We start from the raw sequence: 12,490 nt of genomic DNA on the forward strand, positions 1-12,490 counted from the left end.
AAACTATAAAAAGCTTAAATGAATCTTTACTATTCATTTAAGCTTTTTTAACTTTTTCATTTTACAAAATATCATTTGGGTTATCTGAAATCAGTCCGTCTACCCCTAATTTCTGCAATGATTTTGCTTGTTCATGTTCATTAACTGTATAGGGCATCACTGACAATCTATACTGATGTGCACTTTTTAAAAACTTCTCTGTAACTAATGCATAATTGGGATTTACATAATTGGCATAGGCCGCAATGCTTTTAAATGGAGGTAATTTATACCAATACTTCTTTTTACTAATCAATACACCTAGCTCATATCCTTCATTCATATCAAATATTTTTTTCATACTTTTTTGATTGAATGATTGTATGATGACTTTGTTTTTTGGTAAATTCCAAGCATTTAATGCATCTATTAATTCGTTTTCAATTTCAGGATAATTCTGCGGTTGTTTTAGTTCTATTAATAATTTTTGAGGATAGTCTTGGATTAATTTAATTACTTCATCCAATGTTGGTAATGTCTCTCCTTCAAATTGCTTATCTTTAGTTATACCATAATCAAATTGTTGCAAAGCTGCTAAAGTCATATCCTTGATTTTTCCTGATCCATTTGAGGTACGGTCAATCGAATCATCATGAATAACTACAAGTTGATTGTCTAATGTCCTGTGTATATCTATTTCTAATATATCAATATTACTTATAAGTGCGGCTTTAAAAGCAATCATCGTATTTTCAGGAAAATATGTAGCAATACCACGATGTGCCACTAATATGAGCTTGTTGTCAGAAGTATATATTGTCATTAAAATTGCTCTCCTCTTTCTTTATAGCTTATTTTCATCTAAACTTAAATTATCACAAATCAACTGGAGGTCAATCGTTATGGTTCAACATGAATTCAAAGTAAACACACAATGGTCTGGTGGTCGCGAAGCTGTAGGTCAACTTCACGGAGACGTATTAGATGAACAAATATCTATACCATCAGGTTTAGGTGGCAATGGAACTGGTACAAATCCAGATGAATTGTTAGTTTCAGTCGCATCTTCTTGTTATATTATCTCACTTGCGGCTGTACTCGAACGTTCTGGTTTTAATAATATAGAAATTCAACAATCATCTATAGGTACAGCTATTTTTGAAAATGCAAAATTTCGTATGGACAACATTATCCATTACCCTGTTATTGAAGTTGAAACTGCACAAAAAGATAGTTTAGTTAGAAAACTACCTAAACTCTTAAAGGTTGCGGACAATAATTGTATGATTTCAAACTCAATTAAAGGTAATGTCACTGTAAAAATAGAACCAAAAATAAAATAATTTAAAAAAATTTTATATATGACGGAATATGAATGTGATAACAATGTATGCCCTTTCATGATATTTTATTTTGTTTATTTACATTATCTTTTAACTTTTGCACTTTTATATTTTCTGAAAATTTGCTAAACTAAGACAATCATAAGCATTGGGGGAATCACACATGAAATATTATCGTCCTATGTTACTTACACCAGGACCAACGCCAGTACCAGAAGAAATTTTACACGCAACACAGTCACCAATGGTCGGACACAGATCAAGTGACTTTGAAACAATTGCTGAAGAAGCGTTTCGTGCACTAAAACCAATATTCGGTGCGCAAAATGACGTAATGATATTAACTTCTAGCGGGACAAGTTCTTTAGAAGCAAGTATGTTAAATATTGCAAATCCTGACGACGATATTGTTATCATTGTTTCAGGTGCTTTCGGTAATCGTTTTAAACAAATTGCTGAAACATATTACGATAACGTACATATTTTTGAAGTCGAATGGGGTAAAGCTGTAAATGTGCCTGAATTTATTGACTTCTTAAAATCATTGAACACAGATATTACAGCAGTTTATAGTCAATATTGTGAAACATCCACTGCAGTTTTGCACCCTGTCCATGAATTAGGACATGCCCTTAAAGCCTACGACGAATCGATTTACTTTATCGTTGATGGCGTGAGTTGTATCGGTGCAGTTAATGTAGACTTACAACGAGATCAGATTGATGTTCTTATATCTGGTAGTCAAAAAGCCATTATGTTGCCTCCTGGCTTAGCGTTTGTAGCTTACAATAATCGTGCTAAAAAACGATTTAGCCAAGTTACTACGCCGAGGTTTTATTTAGATTTAAATAAATATTTAAAATCATTAGAAGCAAATTCAACACCTTTCACACCAAACGTTTCGTTATTTAGAGGTGTGAATGCATATGCCAAATTAGTTGAAGAAGAAGGATTAGACCAAGTTATTGCACGTCATTATGCAATACGTGATGCTTTAAGACAATCACTCAAATCATTAGACTTAGAATTATTGGTACAAGACGAATATGCTTCACCTACTGTTACAGCTTTTGTACCTAAATCAAAAGAAGAACTCAACTTCATTAAAAAAGAACTTAAAAACCGTTTTGCTATAACAATTGCGGGTGGACAAGGTCATCTAAAAGGAGAAATTCTACGTATAGGTCATATGGGTCAAATTTCACCTTTTGATATTTTACAAGTCGTATCAGCATTAGAAATTCTATTAACAGAATTCAGAAAAGAATCATATATTGGTACCGCAATTACTCAGTACATGGAGGTCGTAAAAGCATATGTATAAAATTTTAGTATCTGATCCAATCTCACCAGAAGGTTTAAAAAGTTTAATTGACCATAAAGACTTCGAAGTCGAAATCAATACAGAATTAAATGAAAGCGAACTCGTTGAAAAAATTGGTGATTACCAAGGCTTAATCGTTAGAAGTCAGACACAAGTCACTGCAGAGATGATTGAAGCAGCGCCAAATTTAAAAGTTATTGCTAGAGTCGGCGTCGGCGTTGACAACATTGATGTTGATGCGGCGACCAAAAATGGTGTTATTGTAATTAATGCACCAGATGGTAATACTATTTCTGCAACTGAACACTCTATGGCCATGATTTTATCAATGGCGCGTAATATCCCACAAGCACATCAGTCATTAAAAAATGGAAAATGGGACCGTAAAACATATAGAGGTACAGAGCTTTATAATAAAACGCTTGGCGTCATTGGTGCTTGGTAGAATTGGTTTAGGTGTTGCAAAACGCGCACAAAGTTTCGGTATGCATATCTTAGCTTTTGATCCTTACTTATCTGAAGATAAAGCAAAAGAACTAAATGTAACACGTGCAACAGTTGAAGAAATTGCTGAACAAGCAGATTTCGTTACTGTACATACACCATTAACTCCAAAAACCAAAGGTATCGTCGGTAAAGCATTTTTCGAAAAAGCAAAACCGACGTTACAGATTATTAACGTAGCACGTGGTGGTATTATTGATGAAGCGACGCTATTAGACGCTTTGAACAATGATCAAATTCAAAGTGCGGCGATAGATGTATTTGAAAGCGAACCAGCAACTGAGTCCCCTCTTGTTGAGCACGATAAAATTATTGTTACGCCACATTTAGGTGCATCCACTGTTGAAGCACAAGAAAAAGTAGCTGTTTCAGTAGCAAATGAAATCGTGGATATTTTCGAAAATGGTAACGTCTTAAATGCGATTAATGCACCAAAAATGACTTACAGTGAAATCAATGATGAATTGAAGCCTTATATTGAATTAAGTAAAATGACAGGTGAAGTGGGTATTCAATTACTTGAAAAAGCACCGCGCGAACTACAAATCAAATACGAAGGTGATATTGCATTAGATGATACAAGTTTGATTACCAGAACACTTGTATCTGGTGTCTTACGTCAAGATTTAGCAGAGCGTGTAAACTTAATCAATGCTTTAGTACTCTTAAATGAACAAGGTGTATCTTATAATATTGAAAAAAACACAAAACATCGTGGTTTTAGTAACTATATAGAATTAACATTAATCAATAAAGATACTCAAATTAAACTTGGTGCAACTGTACTCAATGGTTATGGTCCAAGAATCGTACGTATAAATGACTATCCAGTAGACTTTAAACCTGAACATCACCAACTGGTAATAAATCATAACGATAGACCAGGCATTGTAGGCCGTACAGGACAAATTCTTGGCACATATGATATCAATATCGCTTCTATGCATCTTGGTCGTACAAACCAAGGTGGTAATGCGCTAATGGTATTATCAATAGATCATCCTGTTACACCAGATGTTATTGATGCTTTATATCAAATTGAAGGATTTAATTTAATACGAAGCGTTGAACTTGATATCCAGAGTGATGCAAACTACAACATTTAAATAGTGAATCATCATAAAAGAACCCGGAACATAAATAGCTTATTTCTCAAATTAAAAATACCAATCTATTAGTTTTCTAATGGATTGGTGTTTTTTATTAACAATAAAAAAGATACTGACGCATTATTTTTTAGTCATCAAATAATAAGCGAAGTATCTTTTTTAATTACAATAATATTTCTCTGATATCTCCTACATGGTCTACGATATATTCAGCGTCATAAGACTCTAATTCTTCACGAGCATTCTGACCTTTCAAACCTGTTAATGGACCAATGAAAGTCGCCCCAATTTTCTTAGAACTTAATAAATCTGCTAATGAATCTCCTACCACAAAGACATCATCTTTATTAACACGATTTTCTTGATTTGTAGCATATCGTTCATAATTTTTTAAATGATTACCTTCTAATGTTGCTAAATAGCTAAAGGGATTAGGCTTACCTAATGGCTTTAACTCAGGATATTGTTCCTCAGCGATTAATACCTCACTTGCGGTAACAATATGTAAGTCATCAAATAAATCTTTGATACCAATTGCTTCAAATGGCACTATTGTTTCTGTTCTAGGTCTACCAGTTGCAATGGCTATATGATAGCCAGCGAGCTTTCAAATCTGTTAATAACTGTTTAATTTCAGATACAGGTCTTAACACGACTTCGTTATATATGTATCCTTCTTTAAATTCTGTACGGTTAGGCTTTTGTTCTACTTCATTAAATAACTGGGAGCCTAAGTACCACTCTTGGTAAACTTCTTGCGCAAGCGTCCAAAACGGACTTTTTAGTTCAAATAGTGCTGTTTGTTTTGTATTTAACTGATCACCGAGCATGCGTAACAAGTGTTTGATAAATATTGTCTTTTCCTGAACTTATACCATCTAAAAACGATAATGGTGACTCAAAGTTCAATTCTATATCAAAAATGTTTTCACCAATCTGTTGCAATGTTTCTTGATTAAAGCTTTCTGAGTTTAAAACTTCTACTAATTTTTCTTGGGGTAATGTTTTGCAAATTTCAATAAAGTGAATGGCAACTACTACAAACAACATATCCCAATTTGAATTTAATCCAAGTGATTTTAACTTAGTTAAAATTTCATCATGATAGAATACGATATCTCTTATTTCAGTAATTTGTTGATCACTTAAATCATCAAATTGTATAGATGGATCTAATCCCATATAATCTTTACTCATAAGCATTTCGTAAACCGTCAATGCAGATACATCAAAACACCTTTCTTCACTTAAAAAAACACCATCAACATCAAATAATACCGACTTCATCTCATCTACTCTCCTTAAATCAGAAAATTCTGATACTAGTTCATCGTACTATTTACCCATGAAAAGAGCAATGTATTTTCATCATTTTATCAAACAAATCATATCGTTAAATATTTAATTTTTTCATATAAAAAATACGCCCTACAAAGATCCACTTTTTCAGTGATAACTATGCTTAGGCGTATTCTAAAATAAACTATTTAGTTATTATTTTTGTTGCTCTGATTCCATTTGTACTTCAATTTCATCAGCTACTTGCTGAACTTGAGTGCCGATAATAACTTGGGCATTATGTTTACCACTCTTCGTCACACCGACAGCTCCTGCGCCCTTAATCTTAGCTTCATCAATAATGCTATTATCATGTAATTCCATGCGTAATCTAGTAGCACAGTTTGTTAATGATGCAATATTCTCTTTGCCACCTAATCCATCTAAAATTTGGCTTGCTGTATTTGTATATTTATTAGTTGCCGCTGTAGATGCGCCTTCTGAATCTGCAGCATCCCCCGTTGACGCTTCATCAGTAGTTGGATCTGGTAGTAAGTTATCCCCACGACCAGGCGTATTTAATTTCAATACTTTAATCGCTATTCTAAATACAAAGTAATATATCACAAAGAATACAAGTCCTTGTAGTAATAACATGAATGGTTGACTTGAAACAGGATTAATTAATGATAGTACATAGTCTATTAAACCAGCACTAAATGAGAACCCTGCTGTCCACTCAAACAATGCTGCTATAAACATGGATAAACCAGTTAAAAATGCATGTATAACAAATAATACTGGTGCTACAAACATGAATGAGAATTCAATTGGTTCAGTAACACCAACAAAGAATGCTGAAACTGCGCCACCAAACATTAAACCATAGACACGTTTTTTCTGTTTAGATTCAGCTGTGTGGTACATCGCTAATGCTGCAGCAGGAATACCAAACATCATTACTGGGAAGAAACCAGCCATATAACGTCCTGTAATACCATGTACTGCACCATCACCAGTTTGGAATTTAGCAATGTCATTAATACCTGCTAAATCAAACCAAAACACTGAATTTAATGCATGATGCAAGCCAGTTGGTATCAATAATCTATTAAAGAAACCATATAAGAAAGCACCGACTGGACCTAAATCTAAAATCCACGTCCCAAATGTTACAATTGCTGAATAGATAACTGGCCAAACAAATAGCATCAATACAGCCAATATAATACTAAAAAATGCTGTTAAAATAGGTACTAAACGTTTACCACTAAAGAATGATAATGCTGTAGGTAATTCAGTTTTACTAAACTTGTTATAAGTATACGCCGCAATTAAACCAATCAATAAACCAATAAAAACGTTAGAATTATTCATTTGTTCAAAAGCTTCGTTTACACCTGTCTCCTTAACACCTAATAATGGTGCTAATTTTGCTGGACTTAAAACCACTGTCGTTAAAAAGAAACCAACTGCTGCAGCAAGTGCTACTGCACCGTCATTTTTCTTAGCCATTCCTAATGCTACCCCAATCGCAAAAAGAATACCTAGTTGTTCAAGAATCGTCGAACCGGCAGAAGAGAAAAACGCCGCTACCGTTGGCAAGACTCCCATTGCTGTTAACGCGTTACCGATACCTGTAATAATCGCGGCTGCTGGTAATACTGCAACAGGAAGCATAAGAGATCTACCAAGACGTTGAAAGAAACTAAACATAACAATTCCCCATTTCAAAATAGATATTTACACAAACAAACACCACATGCACAATATGTCCACGTGGTGTTTGTAAACGTTTTACTTGTTGTCATTGTACAGTTACATAATAACACAAGTTTAAAAAAATTCGTATATAAATTAAAATGTCTAACTTTTTAAAAAATATTGAAACTTACTATTTATCATTCACATAATCATTTAATTCATTTTGTAATTGTATCGTTCTACTTTCTAATTCTTTAGTTAGATATTCTAACTTTTCATTGCGTTTCATGTTTTTTGGTAAATGCTTTGTTTCGATAGGTTCACCAAATTTAACAATTGCTTTACCTGTAATGAGTCCCTTAATTTCTTTAGGTCCAACATATGCAGCAGGTAAAATGGGAGCTTGCGCCATCAAAGCAATAGTTACTGCGCCACGTTTCATTGGCGATCCCTCATCATATTTCATACGATGACCAGTTGGGAATATACCTACCGTTTTATTTTCTTTTAATAATTTAACCGGTTTTTTCAATGTACTTGGCCCTGGATTTTCTCTATCTACAGGAAAAGCATTTAAAGAACTTAAAAACTTACCAAACCATTTATTGTTGAATAACTCTTTTTTAGCCATGTAATGAATTTGATTTGGGTATATTGCTGTCCCTAACATGATTACTTCATTATAGCTTTCGTGAGTACAAGTCACTACATATCTGTGAAGTTGAGGTATATTTTCTTTACCTTGCACCTCTAGTGATTTACATATTTTCATAATAATTAAATCTAACAAACCGCTAATGAATTTATACATTTCTCCACCTACTTCATTTTCCATTATATTTACCTATTGATTCTATCATTTAGTCACCTTATGAACAAGAATATTTATATTTCAGTCTAAAGTTGTATAGTGATATACTAGAAAAAGTTGTATAAACCTAGCATAATAGGTTATATAGAATAAATCGGAGGTAAAGTATGTCAGATTTTAATAACGATAATAACTCTAATGAAACTCAAAACCCTCGTCAACCGCAACAACCGCAACAACCTCAAAATAAAAGGTCAAAACATAAAGCCAAATTCCCCTGGTTTAAAACAATAATCGTGGCCTTAGTTGCCGGTATTATAGGTGCGCTTTTGGTATTAGGCATTGGGAAAATTATGGAAAGCACAGGTTTAAATGATAACGGGTCTTCCGTTCAAGACGCTTCTAATAGTAGCAATGGTGGCAATACACTTGATGGAAAAAGTGAAAAATATGATTCTGTGAATCAAATGATTAACGATGTCTCTCCTGCTATTGTAGGCGTTATTAATATGCAAAAAGCTCAGAATTTAGATAGTTTACTGAAAGGTGAATCTTCTAAATCAGAAGAAGTCTGGTGTTGGATCAGGTGTTATTTATCAAAAAAATAATGGTTCTGCATATATCGTAACGAATAACCACGTCATTGATGGTGCAAATGAAATTAAAGTACAATTACATAATTCTAAACAAGTCGATGCTAAATTAGTTGGGAAAGATGCGTTAACAGATATAGCAGTATTAAAAATCAATGATACAAAAGGTACAAAAGCAATTGATTTTGCTAATTCTTCAAAAGTAAAAACAGGAGACAGTGTTTTTGCAATGGGTAATCCTTTAGGCTTACAATTTGCTAACTCAGTGACTTCAGGTATTATTTCTGCTAGCGAACGCACAATTGATACGAAAACATCTGCTCGGTACCAATAAAGTAAATGTATTACAAACAGATGCGGCAATTAATCCTGGTAATTCAGGTGGCGCACTCGTTGATATTAATGGTAATCTCGTAGGTATTAACTCAATGAAGATTGCAAGTGAACAAGTTGAAGGTATTGGTTTTGCAATCCCAAGTAATGAAGTTAAAGTTACCATTAAAGAGCTTGTAGAAAATGGCGAGATTGAGCGCCCTTCTATTGGAATTAGTTTACTCAATGTAAGTGAGATACCAGAACAATATAAAGAAGAACTGAATACAAAACGCAAAGATGGTGTCTACATTGCCAAAGTTCATGCTGATAATGAGCTTAAAGAAGGTGATATCATCACTGCGATAGACGATAAAAAAGTTAAAGAAGACACAGACTTACGCTCTTATTTATATGAAAATAAAAAACCTGGTGATTCAGTAGAAATGACTATTGAAAGAAATGGTAAAGAGCAAACAGTGGAAGTACCATTAAAAGAACAAAAATCAACATCTTCAGAGTCATCTGAGAAAGAAAGTGAAAATACTTCACCGTTTAATTAAAAACAATAACAGAATACCTATTTTGAACCAACCAAGTAAATTAATCTGACTTGGTTGGTTTTTTATTACATAACAATCAGGCCTATTCCATTTTATTCAAATTAATAATTATGATAAAAATTAAACTCAGTTCTATCCTACAGAAAGCACTTTTCCCATGAGACAATTTTCATTAAAAAATGACAATACTTTAGCCGACTCCTGTGGAAAAAATGTATTAGCCGAAGAATAAAGGCTGAGGCAAGCTAAACAAAAACAGCCGACAAAGTCCTAAGGCATTGTCGGCTGTTTTGTCGATAATTTAAATATCGTATTATTCTTCTATCTTTATATATATTATTTATAATTAACCATGAAATATTTTTTCTTACCACGACGAATAATTGTAAATTCGTTCTCAATTTTATCGTCAGCTGTTAATTCATATTTCACATCCTGTTGTCTTATACCATTGATATAAATTGCACCGTTATTCACATCTTCACGTGCTTGACGTTTAGACGATGAAATACCAGTTTCAACAATTACTTCAACAATATTTGTTATTTCTTTGCTCAATTCAACTTGTGGCACATCCTTGAATCCTGCTTTTAATTCTGAAGCCGACAATGATTGTAAGTCACCAGCAAATAATGCTTTTGAGATACGCATTGCATCGTCTAATGCGGCTTGACCATGGATGAAACGTGTTACATTTTCAGCTAAGGCTTTTTGTGCTTCACGTAAATGTGGTGCTTCATTTAACGATTTTTCTAATGCTTCAATTTCTTCTTTTTCTAAGAATGTAAAATATTTCAAGAATTTGATTACATCATCGTCTGTAGTGTTGATCCAAAATTGGTAAAATTCGTATGGACTCGTTTTTATAGCGTCTAACCAAACTGCGCCACCTTCTGATTTGCCGAATTTTTTACCATCTGATTTAACGACTAATGGAATCGTCAGTCCGTAAGCTTCTGTTTGGCCGTACATACGACGCATTAATTCAATTCCACTTGTGATATTGCCCCATTGATCAGAACCACCAACTTGTACTTTACAGTTGTAAGTGTTGTTTAAATGACCAAAATCAATTGCCTGAAGGATTGTATATGTGAACTCAGTGAACGAAATACCATATTCTAAACGACTTTGAATGGAGTCTTTACCCAACATGTAATTCACACCAACATGTTTACCGTAATCTCTTAAGAAATCAATCAAAGAAATTTGGCTTAACCAATCTCTATTATTAACCAGTTTAGCACCTTTATCAGTACCAAATTCGAAAATTTTATGCATTTGTTCACTGATGCCTTGAACGTTTAATTCAACTTGTTCTTCTGTTTGTAAGACACGTTCTTCAGATTTACCTGATGGATCACCAATCATACCTGTGCCCCCACCGATTAATACGAGTGGACGATGCCCATGTTCTTGGAATCTACGTAAAGTTAAAAATGGTAATAAATGACCGATGTGTAAACTATCTGCAGTTGGATCGGCACCACAGTATAATGTAACTTGTTCTTTATTCAATACATTCTCTATACCGACTTCGTCTGTTTGTTGATAAATTAAGCCTCTCCATTTTAAATCTTCTAATAATGCATTTGTCATTGTATATACCTCCTATATTTATTAAGATATTGTTTCGAATAGATTTTAAATATCATCCAAAGTTTAATTTACTTTTAGCAAGTGCGACCGAATAACACTTAAAAAATAAAAAAACGCCCCTACAAATTAATGTAAGGGCGCATGCGCACGGTACCACCATACTTTAAGTCAAACAACTTTATTAATGATACGTTCATTAACTTAAACGTTTGGATGAGTGAAATCATTAAGGTGTATTCACATATGAATCATCGTTAGTTCACAGCAACCACTAACTCTCTGAAGATGACACCATATGTTACTTCTCCTTTATCCAAAAACGATATCGAATTGATGTTAATTATAAGTAACTCTATTTTAAAAGTCAATATCAAATATTATGTTATAATATTGCATACGTAAGGAGGTCAGACATGGAAAATCAAACACATGAAAATAATGTTCACAATCATTTACATAACTCTAAATTCTCTAAATTTGAAATTATCTATAAAAAATTAAAGCATCTTTTCATTGGCTTGTTTGCAATTTTCGCATGTACCTTTATTATTCTATTAGCCATATCGGTATTTTACTTCCAAAGTTTGACTGATGAATCTGTAAACATGTCAGATAACGAATTACGTACTAAATTGCTGAACATTGTCGGTAGTCAAGATATAAATTATAACAGTAAACATATTTTAACAGAATACAATGGATCAACAAATTCACTTATCGTAGGACCAAAACATGTGAATAGCAATGTGATAAAGGCGTTAACTTCTTCAGAAGACAGCTTGTTTTTCTATCATAATGGTATTTTACCAAAGGCTATTATTCGAGCTGTTGGTCAAGATATATTTAATACAGAAGCTGCAACTGGAGGCAAGCACCATCACACAACAACTCGTAAAAAATCAATTACTGACAAACGAAAAAACATATCATCGCAAAGCTAATGAACTCATCCTATCTATGCGAACTGAAAAGATTTTAACCAAAGATGAAATTATCTATACTTATTTGAATATCGTGCCTTTTGGACGTGATTATAATGGCACTGATATCACAGGTATCGCTTCAGCATCCTACAGTTTATTTGGAAAAGCAGCTACAAACTTAAATATCGCTGAATCAGCCTATCTGATTGGACTTTTACAAAGCCCTTATTATTACACTCCTTATGAAACAGATGGTTCACTCAAATCTGACGCTCAAATACAAATTGGTTTGGATCGCCAACACTATGTGCTCAAACGGATGTTAGTTGAAGGTGAAATTACTACTTATGACTTTAAAAAAGCTGAAAAATACAATATCAAACAACATTTAATGACAAAATAAAGTGTCTAGTTCATAAACTTCTCTGACAATTAAAAAAATAGCTGT

6 protein-coding genes and 4 pseudogenes are annotated in these 12,490 nt (G+C 33.3%); 5 read left to right on the forward strand and 5 right to left on the reverse strand.

Annotation, left to right across the window (positions count from 1 at the left end; all coding sequences use genetic code 11):
* Positions 1-61: 61 nt before the first annotated feature.
* A complete protein-coding gene (locus ABLV95_RS06430; RefSeq protein WP_427704239.1) occupies positions 62-802 on the reverse strand; it encodes a glycerophosphodiester phosphodiesterase in 741 nt (246 codons plus the stop codon).
* A gap of 79 nt (positions 803-881) precedes the next feature.
* Here ABLV95_RS06430 and ABLV95_RS06435 point away from each other — a divergent pair, with 79 nt between their 5' ends.
* From ABLV95_RS06435 to serA, 3 genes and pseudogenes are all read left to right on the forward strand, one after another.
* Complete coding sequence (locus ABLV95_RS06435) at positions 882-1,322, forward strand: SACOL1771 family peroxiredoxin (protein WP_460872727.1); 441 nt, start codon at positions 882-884, stop codon at positions 1,320-1,322.
* 163 nt (positions 1,323-1,485) lie between these two features.
* Positions 1,486-2,646 carry a pyridoxal-phosphate-dependent aminotransferase family protein gene (locus tag ABLV95_RS06440; protein WP_427704237.1) on the forward strand — a complete coding sequence of 387 codons (1,161 nt, stop codon included), beginning with the start codon at positions 1,486-1,488 and terminating at the stop codon, positions 2,644-2,646.
* Positions 2,639-4,256 (forward strand): annotated as a pseudogene (gene serA, locus ABLV95_RS06445) (phosphoglycerate dehydrogenase). The gene ABLV95_RS06440 and the pseudogene serA overlap by 8 nt, the downstream one beginning before the upstream one ends.
* Positions 4,257-4,422: 166 nt before the next feature.
* On the opposite strand, the pseudogene ABLV95_RS06450 reads toward serA, so the two are convergent.
* The 3 genes and pseudogenes from ABLV95_RS06450 to ABLV95_RS06460 form a co-directional block, all read right to left on the reverse strand.
* Positions 4,423-5,546: pseudogene (locus ABLV95_RS06450) on the reverse strand (HAD family hydrolase).
* 207 nt (positions 5,547-5,753) lie between these two features.
* Positions 5,754-7,253 (reverse strand): N-acetylglucosamine-specific PTS transporter subunit IIBC, encoded by a 1,500-nt coding sequence (gene nagE, locus ABLV95_RS06455; RefSeq protein WP_427704234.1) that lies wholly within the window; start codon positions 7,251-7,253, stop codon positions 5,754-5,756.
* Between the two features lie 178 nt (positions 7,254-7,431).
* Positions 7,432-8,052 carry a lysophospholipid acyltransferase family protein gene (locus ABLV95_RS06460; RefSeq protein ID WP_069816471.1) on the reverse strand — a complete coding sequence of 207 codons (621 nt, stop codon included), beginning with the start codon at positions 8,050-8,052 and terminating at the stop codon, positions 7,432-7,434.
* A gap of 167 nt (positions 8,053-8,219) precedes the next feature.
* Between ABLV95_RS06460 and ABLV95_RS06465 the strand changes: the two are divergent.
* A pseudogene (locus ABLV95_RS06465) lies at positions 8,220-9,520 on the forward strand (S1C family serine protease).
* 336 nt (positions 9,521-9,856) lie between these two features.
* Here the strand turns inward: ABLV95_RS06465 and tyrS are convergent.
* The gene (tyrS, locus tag ABLV95_RS06470; protein WP_460876658.1) at positions 9,857-11,119 is read right to left on the reverse strand and encodes a tyrosine--tRNA ligase; all 1,263 of its coding nucleotides are present in this window, start codon (positions 11,117-11,119) and stop codon (positions 9,857-9,859) included.
* 413 nt (positions 11,120-11,532) lie between these two features.
* Here tyrS and ABLV95_RS06475 point away from each other — a divergent pair.
* Positions 11,533-12,445: pseudogene (locus ABLV95_RS06475) on the forward strand (transglycosylase domain-containing protein).
* The last annotated feature ends 45 nt before the right edge of the window (positions 12,446-12,490 follow it).

Source organism: Staphylococcus sp. Mo2-1, assembly GCF_046721385.1.
GTDB lineage: Bacteria > Bacillota > Bacilli > Staphylococcales > Staphylococcaceae > Staphylococcus > Staphylococcus equorum_A.

What these genes read in the sequence shown, in the direction of transcription:
- ABLV95_RS06430 (WP_427704239.1), bottom strand. Translation starts at nt 802, where the DNA reads ATGACAATATATACTTCTGACAACAAGCTCATATTAGTGGCACATCGT.
- ABLV95_RS06435 (WP_460872727.1), top strand. Translation starts at nt 882, where the DNA reads ATGGTTCAACATGAATTCAAAGTAAACACACAATGGTCTGGTGGTCGC.
- ABLV95_RS06440 (WP_427704237.1), top strand. Translation starts at nt 1,486, where the DNA reads ATGAAATATTATCGTCCTATGTTACTTACACCAGGACCAACGCCAGTA.
- nagE (WP_427704234.1), bottom strand. Translation starts at nt 7,253, where the DNA reads ATGTTTAGTTTCTTTCAACGTCTTGGTAGATCTCTTATGCTTCCTGTT.
- ABLV95_RS06460 (WP_069816471.1), bottom strand. Translation starts at nt 8,052, where the DNA reads ATGTATAAATTCATTAGCGGTTTGTTAGATTTAATTATTATGAAAATA.
- tyrS (WP_460876658.1), bottom strand. Translation starts at nt 11,119, where the DNA reads ATGACAAATGCATTATTAGAAGATTTAAAATGGAGAGGCTTAATTTAT.